The sequence below is a fragment of the Variovorax sp. FG153 genome (genome assembly GCF_057809595.1).
The window spans coordinates 1-14,861 of sequence record NZ_JBMDKG010000014.1 but is presented as its reverse complement, the minus strand read 5'-3'; the positions used below and the strand labels follow the sequence as shown (position 1 = coordinate 14,861).

General features: G+C 69.9%; 16 protein-coding genes. 14 read left to right on the top strand and 2 right to left on the bottom strand.

Translation table 11 applies throughout. From position 1 onward, the window contains the following. The first annotated feature begins 57 nt into the window (after positions 1-57). The 4 genes from ugpE (at position 58) to ACODT0_RS16835 (ending at position 5,173) form a co-directional block, all read left to right on the top strand. Complete coding sequence (ugpE, locus tag ACODT0_RS16850; protein WP_057592066.1) at positions 58-906, top strand: sn-glycerol-3-phosphate ABC transporter permease UgpE; 849 nt, start codon at positions 58-60, stop codon at positions 904-906. Positions 907-923: 17 nt separating this feature from the next. Further along, positions 924-1,931: a sn-glycerol-3-phosphate ABC transporter ATP-binding protein UgpC gene (ugpC, locus tag ACODT0_RS16845; RefSeq protein ID WP_413762475.1), complete on the top strand. Its 1,008-nt coding sequence runs from the start codon at positions 924-926 to the stop codon at positions 1,929-1,931. 7 nt (positions 1,932-1,938) lie between these two features. After that, positions 1,939-2,679, top strand: coding sequence for a glycerophosphodiester phosphodiesterase (gene ugpQ / locus ACODT0_RS16840; RefSeq protein ID WP_296729598.1), 741 nt, complete (start codon positions 1,939-1,941; stop codon positions 2,677-2,679). Between the two features lie 70 nt (positions 2,680-2,749). After that, positions 2,750-5,173 (top strand): DUF3772 domain-containing protein, encoded by a 2,424-nt coding sequence (locus ACODT0_RS16835; protein ID WP_057592069.1) that lies wholly within the window; start codon positions 2,750-2,752, stop codon positions 5,171-5,173. Between the two features lie 18 nt (positions 5,174-5,191). On the opposite strand, the gene ACODT0_RS16830 is transcribed toward ACODT0_RS16835, so the two are convergent. Beyond that, positions 5,192-5,662: an Lrp/AsnC family transcriptional regulator gene (locus ACODT0_RS16830; protein ID WP_057592070.1), complete on the bottom strand. Its 471-nt coding sequence runs from the start codon at positions 5,660-5,662 to the stop codon at positions 5,192-5,194. 206 nt (positions 5,663-5,868) lie between these two features. On the opposite strand from ACODT0_RS16830, the gene ACODT0_RS16825 reads away from it, so the two are divergent. The 4 genes from ACODT0_RS16825 (at position 5,869) to ACODT0_RS16810 (ending at position 9,107) form a co-directional block, all read left to right on the top strand. After that, on the top strand, positions 5,869-6,843 hold the full coding sequence (locus ACODT0_RS16825; protein WP_409976567.1) for an ABC transporter substrate-binding protein: 975 nt from the start codon (positions 5,869-5,871) through the stop codon (positions 6,841-6,843). A gap of 76 nt (positions 6,844-6,919) precedes the next feature. Continuing rightward, the gene (locus tag ACODT0_RS16820; RefSeq protein WP_057592072.1) at positions 6,920-7,816 is read left to right on the top strand and encodes an ABC transporter permease; all 897 of its coding nucleotides are present in this window, start codon (positions 6,920-6,922) and stop codon (positions 7,814-7,816) included. Next, complete coding sequence (locus tag ACODT0_RS16815; protein WP_209541747.1) at positions 7,816-8,610, top strand: ABC transporter ATP-binding protein; 795 nt, start codon at positions 7,816-7,818, stop codon at positions 8,608-8,610. Before ACODT0_RS16820 ends, ACODT0_RS16815 begins: the two co-directional genes overlap by 1 nt. Then, positions 8,607-9,107, top strand: coding sequence for a GNAT family N-acetyltransferase (locus ACODT0_RS16810; protein ID WP_489041768.1), 501 nt, complete (start codon positions 8,607-8,609; stop codon positions 9,105-9,107). The genes ACODT0_RS16815 and ACODT0_RS16810 overlap by 4 nt, the downstream gene beginning before the upstream one ends. A gap of 10 nt (positions 9,108-9,117) precedes the next feature. Here ACODT0_RS16810 and ACODT0_RS16805 read toward each other — a convergent pair whose 3' ends face one another. Continuing rightward, positions 9,118-9,396 (bottom strand): hypothetical protein, encoded by a 279-nt coding sequence (locus tag ACODT0_RS16805; protein WP_057592075.1) that lies wholly within the window; start codon positions 9,394-9,396, stop codon positions 9,118-9,120. Positions 9,397-9,489: 93 nt separating this feature from the next. On the opposite strand from ACODT0_RS16805, the gene hemA reads away from it, so the two are divergent. From hemA to paeA, 6 genes are all read left to right on the top strand, one after another. Continuing rightward, the gene (hemA, locus tag ACODT0_RS16800) at positions 9,490-10,761 is read left to right on the top strand and encodes a glutamyl-tRNA reductase (RefSeq protein WP_057592076.1); all 1,272 of its coding nucleotides are present in this window, start codon (positions 9,490-9,492) and stop codon (positions 10,759-10,761) included. A gap of 96 nt (positions 10,762-10,857) precedes the next feature. Then, positions 10,858-11,946 (top strand): peptide chain release factor 1, encoded by a 1,089-nt coding sequence (gene prfA / locus ACODT0_RS16795; RefSeq protein WP_489041767.1) that lies wholly within the window; start codon positions 10,858-10,860, stop codon positions 11,944-11,946. After that, positions 11,943-12,794 (top strand): peptide chain release factor N(5)-glutamine methyltransferase, encoded by an 852-nt coding sequence (prmC, locus tag ACODT0_RS16790; RefSeq protein ID WP_489041766.1) that lies wholly within the window; start codon positions 11,943-11,945, stop codon positions 12,792-12,794. The genes prfA and prmC overlap by 4 nt, the downstream gene beginning before the upstream one ends. Before the next feature lie 29 nt (positions 12,795-12,823). After that, positions 12,824-13,150, top strand: a complete 327-nt coding sequence (gene grxD, locus ACODT0_RS16785) for a Grx4 family monothiol glutaredoxin (protein WP_057592080.1) — start codon at positions 12,824-12,826, stop codon at positions 13,148-13,150. A gap of 13 nt (positions 13,151-13,163) precedes the next feature. Continuing rightward, positions 13,164-13,676 carry a cupin domain-containing protein gene (locus ACODT0_RS16780; RefSeq protein ID WP_057592084.1) on the top strand — a complete coding sequence of 171 codons (513 nt, stop codon included), beginning with the start codon at positions 13,164-13,166 and terminating at the stop codon, positions 13,674-13,676. A 79-nt stretch (positions 13,677-13,755) separates the two neighbouring features. Then, positions 13,756-14,861 (top strand): polyamine export protein PaeA (gene paeA, locus ACODT0_RS16775; RefSeq protein WP_489041765.1); only part of this gene is annotated, 1,106 nt, incomplete at its 3' end.

The following is a 14,861-nucleotide window of genomic DNA, read 5'->3' as shown; positions in this document are numbered from 1 at the left end:
CCCCCATGCATTCCCTCTTCCCCGCGCGCCGCGCGGCCAACGCCACGGAGGCCCGCCATGGTTGAGCGCCGCCCCTCCCTGGGCATCCTCGCGCACGTGATCATGATCATCGGAGTGCTGCTGGTGATGTTCCCGATCTACCTGGCCTTCATCGCCTCGACCCACACGCCGCAGGAGATCATGCAGGCGCCGATGCCGATCCTGCCCGGCAGCAACTTCTGGGAAACCTACAAGGCGGCGCTGACCGGCGGCGGGCGCACCAGCGCCAACGTGTCGGTGGCGCGGATGATCTGGGTGAGCACGGTCATCACGCTCGTCATCACCTTCGGCAAGATCAGCATCTCGCTGCTGTCGGCCTTCGCGGTGGTGTATTTCCGCTTTCCGCTGCGCGGCCTGTGCTTCTGGCTGATCTTCATCACGCTGATGCTGCCGGTCGAGGTGCGCATCGGCCCGACCTACCAGGTCGTGGCCAGCCTCGGCATGATCAACAGCTTCGCCGGCCTCTCGATACCGTTGATCGCGTCGGCGACCGCCACCTTCCTGTTCCGGCAGTTCTTCCTGACGGTGCCCGACGAGCTGGTCGAGGCCGCGCGCGTCGACGGCGCCGGGCCGATGCGCTTCTTCAAGGACATCCTGCTGCCGCTGTCGAAGACCAGCATCGCGGCGCTGTTCGTGATCCAGTTCATCTACGGCTGGAACCAGTACCTGTGGCCGCTGATCGCCGCCACCAGCGAGGACATGTACCCGATCGTCGTCGGCATCAAGGCCATGATCGGCAACGGCGAGTCGCCGGTGGACTGGAACGTGGTGATGGCCACGGCCGTGCTGGCCATGCTGCCGCCCGCGGTGGTGGTGGTGCTGATGCAGAAGTGGTTCGTCAAGGGCCTGGTCGATACCGACAAATAAAACGCTGAACTGAAAACATGGCTGCCATTTCCCTACGCAACGTCATCAAGCGCTACGGCCACGGGCCCAAGGCCAACCAGGTCATCCACGGCGTGAGCGCCGAGATCGCCGACCACGAGTTCGTCGTCATCGTCGGCCCGTCGGGCTGCGGCAAGTCCACGCTGCTGCGCATGGTGGCCGGCCTGGAGGAGATCTCCGCCGGCGAGATCGCCATCGGCAACAAGGTGGTGAACCAGCTCGAGCCCTCCGAGCGCGACATCGCGATGGTGTTCCAGAACTACGCGCTCTATCCGCACATGACGGTGTTCGCGAACATGGCCTACGGCCTGAAGATCGCGAAGGTGCCGACGGCCGAGATCAAGGTGCGCGTGGACAAGGCCGCGAAGATCCTCGAGCTGGGCCACCTGCTCGAGCGCAAGCCGCGCGAGCTCTCGGGCGGCCAGCGCCAGCGCGTGGCCATGGGCCGCGCGATCGTGCGCCAGCCGCAGGTGTTCCTGTTCGACGAGCCGCTGTCGAACCTCGACGCCAAGCTGCGCGCGCAGACCCGCCTCGAGATCCAGAAGCTGCACCGCGAGCTCGGCATCACCTCGCTGTTCGTCACCCACGACCAGGTCGAGGCCATGACGCTGGCGCAGCGCATCATCGTGATGAACGGCGGCGTGATGGACCAGTTCGCGACGCCCGAGGAGGTCTATTCGCGCCCCGCCACCACCTTCGTCGCGAGCTTCATCGGCTCGCCGCCGATGAACCTGCTGCGCCACGCGCCGGGCGTGCGTCCGGGCCAGATCCTGGGCATCCGCCCGGAGCACATGGCACTCGACGAGAACGGCTGGTCGGTGCAGGTGGAGCAGGTCGAGCTGCTGGGCGCCGAGCGCCTGGTCTACGGCCGCATCGGCGACGAGCAGATCATCATGCGCACCGACGAGGCCGACCGGCCGCCGATGGCGGGCGACACGGTGAAGATCGCCGCGCGCGAGGACAAGCTGCACTGGTTCGACGCCGGCTCCGGCAAACGCGCGGAATGAGCGCGGAATGAGCACGCCCTGGCCCTATCCACGCTGGATCGCCCACCGCGGCGCCGGCAAGCTCGCGCCCGAGAACACGCTCGCGGCCTTCCGCTTCGGCGCCGCGCACGGCTATCGCATGTTCGAATGCGATGCCAAGCTCAGCGCCGACGGCGTGGTGTTCCTGATGCACGACGCCACGCTGGAACGCACCACCAGCGGCCGAGGCATCGGCGGCCGGAAGCCCTGGAGCGAACTGGCTCAGCTCGACGCGGGCGGCTGGCATTCGCGCGCCTTCGCGGGCGAGCCGCTGCCCACGCTCGAGAACCTCGCGCGCTTCTGCCTGGCCAACGGCCACCTGCTGAACATCGAGATCAAGCCCACGCCGGGCACCGAGCGCGAAACCGGCGAGGCGGTGGCGCGGCAGGCCGCGGCGCTGTGGCGCGATGCGGCCGTCCCGCCGCTGCTGACCTCGTTCCAGGTCGATGCGCTGAAGGGCGCGGCGACCGCCGCGCCCGAACTGCCGCGCGGCCTGCTGCTCGACACGCTCTGGAACGGCTGGCTCGAGACCGCGCGCGAACTCGGCTGCGTGGCCATCGTCTGCAACCATGCGCTGTGGGACGCCGCCGTGGTGGCGCAGGTGCACGGCGCCGGCCTGCGCGCGCTGAGCTACACGGTCAACGACGACTGGGCCGCGCAGCGCCTGATCGACCTGGGCACCGACGGCATCATCACCGACCGCGTCGACCTGTTCAGCCCCGCGCGCTGAACGCGGCGCCGTCACATGCTGTGACGCGCCGCGAAGCCGGGCCTTCAGGTGCGGCTTCTATGATGCGTCCATGAGCTGGACCTCCCGTCTCGCGGCCTTCCTGATGGCCGCCCTGCTGCTGTGCGGCACCGCCTTCGCGCAGCAGGACCCCGACCTCGCGGCCGCGCCGCCCGCGCCCACCGTGGCCGAGCTGCGCGCGCTGCTCGCGAAGATCGACCAGTCCACCGGCTCGGAAGACGACGCGCGCAGCCGCCTCACGCAGATCAACGCGATCGGCGCGCAGGCCGACAAGTTCGTGGCGGCGCGCACCGGCGAGCTCAACGACCTCAACGCGCGCCTGGGCGAGCTCGGCAACCCGCCCGCGGCCGGCGCCAGCGAAGACCCCGACATCACGCGCCAGCGCGCGCGCCTGACCAAGGAACGCAACGCGCTCGACGCCGACATCCGGCTCGCCAAGCTGCTGGCGATCGACGTGCGCCAGCGCGGCACCGACCTGCTGACGCAGCGCCGCGCGGTGTTCGAGGCCCAGCTCACCGAGCGCGCGGCATCGCCGCTCACGGGCGAGTTCTGGAGCGACCTGCAGGAGGCCTGGCCCGAAGACGTCGACCGGCTCCAGGGCATGGCCGCGGGCGTGCAGACCGGCCTCGCCACCGCGTTCGGCGGCGAGGGCCGCACGCTGGTGATCGCGGCGCTGGCCGGCGCGCTGCTGCTGGCCTTCGCGGGCGTCTGGGCGGCCGAGCACGGCCTGGCCCGGCTCGCGGTGAAGCTGCTGCCCGCCGGACGGCTGCGGCGCTCGCTGCTGGTGATCGCCATCGTCGCGGCCCACGTGCTGCTGGTGGCGCTGGCGGCGCACGGCTTCGTCCATGTGCTCGAGCAGCACGCGGGCTGGGCGCCGCAGGCGCGCAAGGCGATGCTGTCGCTGGCGCAGTCGCTGGTGTTCATGGCCTTCGTGATCGGCCTGGGCCGCGCGCTGCTGGCCACCGGCCGGCCGTCGTGGCGGCTGCCGCCGATTCCCGACGCCATGGCCGCGCGGCTCGCGGCCCTGCCCTGGCTGGTGGCGCTGGTGGCGGCCCTGGCCTGGGCGCCGGCCGAGATCAACGCGCTGGTCGACGCCAGCTTCTCGGCCGTGGTCGCCACGCACGTGCTGACCGCGCTGCTGCTGACCGCGCTGGTCGGCGCGGTGCTCTACCGGCTCAAGGCGCTGCGCGCGGGCGCCCCCGGCGAGGACCTGCCCGAGCGGCCGATGTGGGTCGGCATCCTGGTCGCGCTGATCGCCATCCTGATGGTCGCGATCTGGGTGCTGGTGGCCGTGGGCTACGTGGCGCTCGCGAGCTTCCTGGCCTCGCAGCTCACCTGGAGCGGCATCGTCGCCACCGCGTTCTACGTGCTGTTCAAGTTCGCCGACGACGTGTTCATGGCCACCGTGTCGTCGCGCAGCGGCTTCGGCCAGCGGCTGCAGAAGAGCTTCGGCCTGGCACCGCAGACGCTGGACCAGATCGCCACCGTGCTGTCGGGCCTGAGCCGGGTGGCGCTGTTCTTCTACATGCTGATCGCGCTGGCCGCCCCGCTGGGCACCAGCCCCGGCGAGGTGTTCCAGCGCAGCGGCAAGTTCGGCACCGGCGTGAAGATCGGCGAGTTCCAGCTCGTGCCGGGCGCGATCCTCAGCGCGGTGGCGGTGCTGGCCGTGGGCTTCGTGATGCTGCGCATCTTCAAGCGCTGGCTGGCCGCGAGCTACCTGCCGACCACCAAGTTCGAGCCCGGCATGCAGAGCTCGATCAGCACCCTGCTGGGCTACGTGGGCGGCATCCTGGTGATCGCGTTCTCGCTCTCGGCGCTGGGCATCGGCATCGAGCGCATCGCCTGGGTGGCGAGCGCGCTGTCGGTGGGCATCGGCTTCGGCCTGCAGGCGATCGTGCAGAACTTCATCTCGGGCCTGATCCTGCTGGCCGAGCAGCCCGTGAAGGTGGGCGACTGGGTGGTGCTCGGCACGGCCGAGGGCGACGTGCGGCGCATCAACGTGCGCGCCACCGAGATCCAGCTCGGCGACCGCTCCACGCTGATCGTGCCGAACTCGGAATTCATCACCAAGACCGTGCGCAACATGACGCTGGCCAACGCCGAGGGCCGGGTGCTGATCCGCCTGCCGATGCCGCTGACCACCGACGCGCAGAAGGTGCGCGACCTGATCCTCGAGGCCTGCAAGGCGCACGAGGGCGTGCTCGAGACGCCGGCGCCCTCGCTCACGCTCGAGGGCATCGAGAACGGGCTGCTGATCTTCCAGGCGATCGCCTACGTGGCGAGTCCGCGGCTGGCCGGCGGCGTGCGCAGCGACCTGCTGTTCACCATCCTCGACGCGCTGCGCCAGGCCGACCTGCCGATGGCGACGCCCACGCTGGTGATGGCGGCCGCGCCGGCGGCCCCCTCGGCGCTCTCGACCGCGCCCTCGCCGGTGCCCTCCTCGCCGGCCTCGCCGCTGCCGGGCGTGCAGGGCTGAGGGCCGGCCGCGCCCGGCTCAACCCAGCGGCAGGGTGGTCGTGCACTTCACCTCGTTGAGGCACACGCTCGAACGCACCGCCGACACGCCCGGCATGTGCATCAGCGTGTCCATCAGGAACTGCGACAGCGAGTGCAGGTCGCGCGCGACCACCTTGATGACGTAGTCGAAGTCGCCGGTGACCGAATAGCACTCGAGGATCTGCGGCAGGTCGGCCACCAGGTCCTGGAACTTCGGCAGCTCGCCGATGTGGCCGCGCGCCATGGTCACGTGGATGAAGGCGATCACGCCGAGCCCCACCTGGCGCGCGTCGAGCCGGGCCGCGTAGCCGCTGATGAAGCCCATCTCCTCGAGCCGCCGGTGCCGCCGCAGGCACTGGGCCGGAGAAAGATTGGCCACTTCGGAGAGTTCGAGGTTCGATGCACGTCCATGCGCTTGCAGATGCTCCAGGATCTTCCTGTCGATGCGGTCGAGCGTGATCTCGTGCAATTTCGTCTCCTTCAAATGCCGATGGCCGCAATCATATTTCTCAAAGCGGGGTAAGCACTGGCGCGGGATGCACCTTAATTGTGCAAACCACGCTCTAGACTCCAGGCTCGTGGAAGTGCATGCCGCATTTCCGTGCCATCGATTCCCTGCCCCGGTGCAAGCCGTGGCGTCGGACCCGCCCCCTTCCCTCTTTCCGGAGATCCCACGTGAAATTCGCCCTGCTTCGCACCCCTGTCGCCGCCGCCCTGGCCCTCGGCATGCTCGCCGCCGCGCCCGCCTTCGCGGCCGACAAGTCGGTGGCCGTGACCGCCATCGTCGAGCACCCGGCGCTCGACGCCGTGCGCGACGGCGTCAAGGCCGAGCTGAAGGCGGCCGGCTACGAAGAGGGCAAGAACCTCAAGTTCACCTACCAGAGCGCGCAGGGCAACGTGGGCACCGCGGCCCAGATCGCGCGCAAGTACGTGGGCGACCAGCCCGACGTGATCGTCGCCATCGCCACCCCCTCGGCCCAGGCCACGCTGGCCGCCACCAAGACCATCCCGGTCGTCTACTCGGCCGTGACCGACCCGGTGGCCGCCAAGCTGGTGAAGAGCTGGGACGCCAGCGGCACCAACGTGACCGGCGTGTCGGACCTGTCGCCGCTGGACAAGCACATCGCCCTCATCAAGCAGGTGGTGCCCACCGCCAAGCGCATCGGCGTGATCTACAGCCCCGGCGAAGCCAACTCGGTGGCGATCGTGGCCGACCTCAAGAAGGCCGCCGCGGCCGCCGGCATGACGGTGGTGGAAGCCGCCGCCGCGCGCACCGTGGACGTGCCGACCGCCGCCCAGAGCCTGGTCGGCAAGGCCGACGCGATCTACACGCCGACCGACAACAACGTGGTGTCGGCCTTCGAGGGCATCGTGAAGGTGGCGCAACAGGCCAAGCTGCCGGTGGTGGCGGCCGACACCGCCACCGTCGAGCGCGGCGCGGTCGCGGCGCTGGGCCTGAACTACACCGACATCGGCCGCCAGACCGGCAAGATCGTGGTGCGCATCCTCAAGGGCGAGAAGCCCGGCGCGATCGCCTCGCAGACCAGCACCAACTTCGAGCTGGTGGTGAACCCGGGCGCGGCCAAGCTGCAGGGCGTGACCCTGTCGGACGAGCTGCTGAAGACCGCCAAGGTCGTGAACACCAAGTAAGCCCCGGCCTCATCGCCAGCGACGGGTCGTCCTGCGGGCGGCCCGTCTTTTCGTTCTTGCCGGGAGCTTCCTCCTCATGTCCCTCATCGCCTCGCTGGGCGCCATCGAGATCGGCCTGATATTCGGGCTGGTCGCGCTGGGCGTCTTCATGTCCTTCCGCATCATCAACTTTCCCGACCTCACGGTGGACGGCAGCTTCCCGCTCGGCGCCGCCGTGGCCGCCACGCTGATCGTGGCCGGCTGGAACCCGGTGGCGGCCACCGCGGTGGCCTGCGTCGCGGGCGCCGTCTCGGGCTGGGTCACGGCCTGGCTCAACGTGAAGCTCAAGATCATGCAACTGCTCGCGAGCATCCTGGTGATGATCGCGCTCTACTCGATCAACCTGCGCGTGATGGGCAAGCCCAACGTGGCGCTGATCACCGAGCCCACCGTGTTCAGCATGGCCAGCTTCGGCGGCATGCCCGAGCAGTGGGCCAAGCCGCTGTTGCTGCTCTTGATCGTGATCGCCGCGAAGATCGTGGTCGACCTGTTCTTCGCCTCCGAGGCCGGCCTGGCGATGCGCGCCACCGGCGGCAATGCGCGCATGGCGCGCGCCCAGGGCATCTCGACCGACTTCCACACCATGGCGGGCCTGGCGCTGTCGAACGCGCTGGTGGCGCTGGCCGGCGCGCTGTTCGCGCAGAGCCAGGGCACGGCCGACATCTCGATGGGCGTGGGCACGATCGTGATCGGCCTGGCGGCGGTGATCATCGGCGAGACGCTGATGCCCGCGCGCAGCATGGTGATCACCACGCTGGCCTGCATCCTGGGGGCGCTGCTCTATCGCTTCTTCATCGCGATGGCGCTGAACACCGACTTCATGGGCCTGCAGGCGCAGGACCTGAACCTGGTGACCGCCGTGCTGGTGGCCTTCGCGCTGCTGGTGCCCGCCTACAAGCGCAAGCTCGGCGGGCTTTTCAAGGGGAAGAACTGATGCTGCGCGCCGAACAACTCGAGATGACCTTCAACCCGGGCACGCCGATCGAGAACCGCGTGCTGCGCGGGCTCGGCCTGGAGATTCCCACCGGCCAGTTCGTCACCGTGATCGGCTCGAACGGTGCCGGCAAGTCGACCTTCCTCAATGCGGTCAGTGGCGACCTGATCGTCGACAAGGGCCGCATCGAGATCGACGGCAAGGAGGTGACGCGGCTCAACGCCTGGCAGCGTTCGGGCATGGTGGCGCGCGTGTTCCAGGACCCGATGGCCGGCACCTGCGAGGCGCTGACCATCGAGGAGAACATGGCGCTGGCCTGGAAGCGCGGCGAGCGGCGCGGCCTGGGCCTGTCGCTCAACCGTGGCCTGCGCGAGCTGTTCCGCGAGAAGCTGTCGATCCTGAAGCTCGGGCTGGAGAACCGGCTGGCCGACCGCATCGGCCTGCTGTCGGGCGGCCAGCGGCAGGCCGTGAGCCTGCTGATGGCTTCGCTCAAGCCCTCGCGCATCCTGCTGCTCGACGAGCACACGGCCGCGCTCGATCCGAAGACCGCGGCCTTCGTGCTCGAGCTCACGGCGCGCATCGTCGAGGAGAGCAAGCTCACCGCGATGATGGTCACACACAGCATGCGCCAGGCGCTGGACTACGGCTCGCGCACGGTGATGCTGCACGAGGGCCAGGTGATCCTCGACGTGGCCGGCCCCGAGCGCTCGGGCCTCGATGTGCCCGACCTGCTGCGCATGTTCGAACAGACGCGCGGCGAGAAGCTCGACGACGACAAGCTGCTCTTGGCATGACCGCAATGCGCGCGATGCGGCCCGAGGACCTGCAGGCGGTGCTGGCGATCCAGCTCGCCTGCTACGGCGCGGGCTTCGTGGAGGACGGGGCGCTGATCGTGCGCCGGCTCGCCGCGGCGCCGCGCACCGGCTGGGTGGTCGAGCACGCGGGACGGGTGGCCGCCTACCTCGCGGCCTATCCCTCGCGCGTGGGCAAGCTCACGGCCCTGCACGGCGATTTCGAGGTGCTGCCCGAGACACAGGCCGACGCGCTCTACCTGCACGATCTCGCGGTCGACCCGGCGGCCTCGGGCCATGGCCTGGGACCGGCGCTGGTGCGGCATGCGCTGGCCTTCGCCGACACGGCGGGCTGGCGGCGCTCGGCGCTGGTGTCGGTGCAGTCCTCGCTGGGCTTCTGGGAGCGCCACGGCTACGCGGTGCATGCGCTGGCCGACGCGGCACAGCAGGCGCGCCTGGCGAGCTATCCCGCGCCGGCGCACTACATGGTGCGGACCTGAAAGCCGCCGCTCAGCGCCGCCAGCCGCGCTGCAGCAGCCACTGCACGGTGCCGCAGACCACCACCAGCGCGGCATAGCTCGCGATGCGGCCGTCGTGGCCCGTGAACACCAGGCCGGCCAGCAGCACCAGCACGCCAGCTATCGTATTGATAGCGAATTGCGCCCAGATGGCAGGCGTTCCGGGCTTCCGCGGCATCAGGAAGCGGCCGCACAGCGCGAGCACCCCCGCCACGAAGACAGCCGGCAGCGCGAAGTTGAGGAGGTGGTTGAGCAGGGCGAGCGCGGACATTCGGGAAGGGGCGGAAGCGTCATCCGCCAGCCGCTATGGAGGTCATAGACAGCACGGTGCCGGGACGGGCTCCGCAAATTTTATAATCGTGACATGTCTGTCTGGGCTCTTGGCTTGAACCACACGACCGCGCCGCTCGATCTGCGCGGTCGTTTTGCGTTTGCGCTCGACCAGATCGCTCCCACCCTGCAGAGCCTGCGCAGCTCGTTCTCGAGCGGCCGCCACCCGCAGGTCGAGGCCGCCATCATCTCGACCTGCAACCGCACCGAGATCTACTGCGCCGCCGACCATGCCGCGATCGACCACACGGTCGGCTGGCTGGCCCAGAGCGGCGGCGTGGCCCCCGCGCTGCTGCGCTCGCATGCCTACACCCTGCACGACGGTGACGTCGCGCGCCATGCCTTCCGCGTGGCCAGCGGCCTCGATTCGATGGTGCTCGGCGAAGCCCAGATCCTCGGCCAGATGAAGGACGCGGTGCGCGCCGCCGAAACCGCCGGCGCGCTGGGCAGCACGCTCAACCAACTCTTCCAGCGCTCGTTCGCGGTCGCCAAGGAAGTGCGCACCGCCACCGAGATCGGCGCGCACTCGATCAGCATGGCGGCCGCCGCCGTGCGCCTGGCCGGCCAGCTGTTCGAGGACCTGCGCCAGACGCGCGTGCTGTTCGTCGGCGCCGGCGAGATGATCGACCTCGCGGCCACGCACTTCGCGGCCAAGGAGCCGAAGTCCATCGCCATCGCCAACCGCACGCTCGAGCGCGGCGAGAAGCTGGCCTCGCGCTTCGGCGGCGAGGCGATGCGGCTGGCCGACCTGCCGGCACGGCTGGCCGAGTTCGACATCGTCGTGAGCTGCACCGCGAGCACGCTGCCGATCATCGGCCTGGGCGCCGTGGAACGCGCGCTCAAGTCGCGCAAGCACCGCCCGATGTTCATGGTCGACCTGGCCGTGCCGCGCGACATCGAGCCCGAGGTGAAGGCGCTCGAGGACATCTACCTCTACACCGTGGACGACCTCGCCCAGGTGGTGCAGCAGGGTCAGGCCAACCGCCAGGCCGCGGTGGCGCAGGCCGAGGTCATCATCGACGCCGGCGTGCAGAGCTTCATGCACTGGCTGGGCCAGCGCGGCACGGTGCCGCTGATCCAGCAGCTCAACGCCCAGACCGACGAATGGCGTGCCGCCGAACTGGCGCGCGCGCGCAAGCTGCTCGCCAAGGGCGAATCGGTCGACGCCGTGCTCGAAGCCCTGTCGCGCGGGCTCACGCAGAAGATGCTGCACGGCGCGCTGGCCGAGCTGCACGCGGGCGATGCCGCCTCGCGCGAGCAAACGGCGCAGACCATCTCGCGCCTGTTCCTGCGCAAAGAGCGTTAGCGGCGCTCGTCCGCGAGCCCGGCACGGCGTGCCGCGGCCTCCATGCGCCTTGCCGCCATGCCGCGGCACCTCCCCTCTTTTTCGAATCTCTCCGCCGTGAAGCCCTTTCTCCGCCACCAACTCGAACGCTATGCCGCCCGCCTCGGCGAACTCGACTTCCTGCTCTCGCGCGAGGACATCATGGGCGACATGGCGCAGTACCGCACCATCTCGCGCGAGCATGCCGAGGTGACGCAGGTGGCCGGCCGCTATGCGCGCTACGTGCAGCGCGAGGCCGACATCGCCGGCGCGAAGGAAATGCTCGACGACCCCGACATGGCCGAGATGGCCACGCAGGAAATCGCCGAGGCCGAGGCCGAGCTCGCGCAGCTGGAAGACGAGCTGCAGCGCCTGCTGCTGCCCAAGGACCCCGACGACGCGCGCAACGCCTTCCTCGAAATCCGCGCCGGTACCGGCGGCGACGAGTCGGCGCTGTTCGCGGGCGACCTGCTGCGCATGTACACGCGCTACTGCGAGCGCGCCGGCTGGCGCTGCGAGATCGTGAGCGAGAACGAAAGCGAGCTCGGCGGCTACAAGGAAGTGGTGGTGCGCATCTCGGGCGACGAGGTGTTCGGCAACCTGCGCTTCGAATCGGGCGGCCACCGCGTGCAGCGCGTGCCGGCCACCGAGACGCAGGGCCGCATCCACACCAGCGCCTGCACGGTGGCGGTGCTGGCCGAGCCCGACGAGGCGCAGGCGGTGCAGATCAATCCGGCCGACCTGCGCATCGACACCTACCGCGCCAGCGGCGCCGGCGGCCAGCACATCAACAAGACCGATTCGGCGGTGCGCATCACGCACATCCCGACCGGCATCGTGGCCGAGTGCCAGGACGACCGCAGCCAGCACCGCAACAAGGCCAAGGCGCTGCAGGTGCTGTCGGCGCGGATCCAGGAGAAGGAGCGCAGCGAGCGCGCCGCCAAGGACGCCGCGCTGCGCAAGGGCCTGATCGGCAGCGGCGACCGCTCCGACCGCATCCGCACCTACAACTTCCCCCAGGGCCGGCTCACCGACCACCGGATCAACCTCACGCTCTACAAGCTGCTCGCGATCATGGAGGGCGACCTCGGCGACGTGCTGGCGGCGCTGCGCGCGGCGCGCGAGGCGGAGCAACTGGCCGAGCTCGAATCGAGCCTGCCCTCATGAGCACCGAGCCGCTCGCGCCCTCGACCGTGGCCCAGGCGCTGGCCGCGGCCGCGCGGCTGGGCGTCGACCGGCTCGACGCCCAGTTGCTGCTGCTGCATGCGCTGGGCCGGCCGCCGCACGACCGCGCCTGGCTGCTCGCGCACGACACCGACGCGCTGCCCGAGCCGTTGTGGACCGCGCTGTCGGCGCAACTGCTGCGCCGCCTCGCGGGCGAGCCGGTGGCCTACCTGCTGGGCGAGAAGGAATTCCACGGCCTCGCGCTGCGCGTCGACCCGCGCGTGCTGGTGCCGCGGCCCGACACCGAGACGCTGGTCGACTGGGCGCTCGAGTGCCTCGAAGGCCAGGCCGCGCCGCGCGTGCTCGACCTGGGCACCGGCAGCGGCGCGATCGCGCTGGCGCTGCAGCACGCGCGGCCCGATGCACGGGTCGATGCCGTGGATGCCAGCGCCGACGCGCTCGCGGTGGCCCGCGCCAATGCCGAGCGCCTGAAGCTGCCGGTGCGCTTCGCCCAGGCCGACTGGCTGGCGGGCGCGGACCGGGGTTACGCGCTGATCGCCAGCAACCCGCCCTACATCGCCGCCGGCGACCCGCATCTGCCGGCGCTGCAGCACGAGCCCGCCTCGGCGCTGGTGGCCGGCGCCGACGGGCTCGGCGACATCCGCCGCATCGTTGCCGACGCGCCCGCGCACCTGGCCGAAGGTGGCTGGCTGCTGCTGGAGCACGGCCACGACCAGGCCCCCGCCGTGCGCCAGCTGCTGGCCGCCCAGGGCTTCGCCGAGGTGCAAAGCCGCGAGGACCTGGCAGGCATCGCGCGCTGCTCGGGCGGAATCCGGCGCTCGGTGAAATAATCCCTCCAGCCTACTTTTCAGGAGCCCCCATGTCCGACGCCCAGCAACGCATCGACGACCTCGTCAAATCCAACGATCTCGTGCTCTTCATGAAGGGCAACGCCAGTTTCCCCATGTGCGGCTTCTCGGGCCGCGCGATCCAGATCCTCAAGGCCGTGGGCGTCGACACCCGTTCGCTCAAGACCGTCAACGTCCTCGAGGACGACGGCATCCGCCAGGGCATCAAGGACTACAGCAACTGGCCCACCATCCCGCAGCTCTACGTCAAGGGCGAATTCGTCGGCGGCTCGGACATCATGATGGAGATGTACGAGTCGGGCGAACTGCAGAAGGTGCTGGCCGGCGACGCTGCCTGATCCGGGCCCGGCGATGAGCCACGGCCACGATCACGACCACGGACATCCGCACGACGAGGCTGCGGCCCCGGCGTGGAAGCACGACGGCGTGCGGGTGATCGCGGCCAACCAGCTCGACGTCAACACCGCCCAGACGCCCGGCATGAACCGGGCCGCGGCGATCAATTTCGCGCGCGTCGGCGCGCAGAAGCTCTGGGCCGGCACGGTCACCATCCATGCCGACGCCAAGACCGGCGCCCACCACCACGGCCACCTCGAATCGGTGATCTACGTCGTGCGCGGCCGCGCACGCATGCGCTGGGGCGAGCAGCTCGAGTTCACGGCCGAGGCCGGGCCGGGCGACTTCATCTACGTGCCGCCCTACGTGCCGCACCAGGAAATCAACGCCAGCCCGACCGAGACGCTCGAGTGCGTGCTGTGCCGCAGCGACGGCGAGGCCGTCGCGGTGAACCTCGACATCGAACCGGTCGAGAAGCCCGAGTCGGTGCTGTGGGTCGACCCGACCCATCCGCACGGCGGGGTCTGAGCGCACTTTCTCCCGCGGGTCGCGCCCGTGGCGGGCGCCCCCTGCGCCATGGCACCATCGGGGTCTGCTGGTGAACACCATGACCCTGACCCAAAGCCTGCTCGTCATCGCGCTGCTGATCGCGATGAGCGCCTTCTTCTCCCTCGCCGAGATCGCGCTGGCCGCCTCGCGCCGGTTGCGCCTGCGCCAGATGGCCGACGACGGCGACGCGCGCGCCGACCTCGTGCTGCGCATCCAGGAGCAGCCGGGCTACTACTTCACCGTGGTGCAGATCGGCCTCAACGCGGTCGCGATCCTCGGCGGCGTGGTCGGCGAGGGCGCGCTGAGCCCCTACTTCGCGCGCCTGTTCACGGGCTGGCTCGGCCCCGAGGGCGCGCAGAGCGCGGGCTTCCTGTGCTCCTTCGTGACCATCATCGCGGTGTTCCTGGTGTTCGCCGACCTGTTCCCCAAGCGGCTGGGCATGAACGACCCCGAACGGCTGGCGGTGCGCATCGCCAAGCCGATGCAGTTGCTGATCACCACCTTCAAGCCGCTGGTGTGGCTGTTCACCGCCTGCACCGACCTGCTGTTCAAGCTGCTGGGCATGCCGATGGCGCGCGACGACAAGATCACCTCGGCCGACATCCTCGCGATGACCGAGGCCGGCGCGCGGGCCGGCGTGCTCGCCGTGCGCGAGCAGCAGGTGATCGCCAACGTGTTCGAGCTCGAGACGCGGCTCGTGAGCAGCGTGATGACCGCGCGCGACAGCATCGCCTGGTTCCTGCACGACGACCCCGAGTCGGTGCTGCGCGCGCGCATCGTGGCCGAGCCCTTCTCGGCCTACCCGGTGTGCGACGGCGACATCGACCACGTGCTGGGCTACGTCGACGCCAAGGACATGTTCCAGCGCGTGCTCAGCGGCCAGCCGCTGGCCTTCGACCAGGGGCTGCCGCTGCACAAGGCGCTGGTGATTCCCGACCGGCTGTCGCTGACCGAGGTGCTCGAGCAGTTCCAGCAGGCCCACGAGGACTTCGCGATCATCGTCAACGAGTACAGCCTGGTGGTGGGCGTGATCACGCTCAACGACGTGATGAGCACGGTGATGGGCGACCTGGTGTCCACGCCCGACGAGGAGCAGATCGTGCGCCGCGACGAGAACTCCTGGCTGATCGACGGCATCACGCCGATCCAGGACGTGGCGCGCGC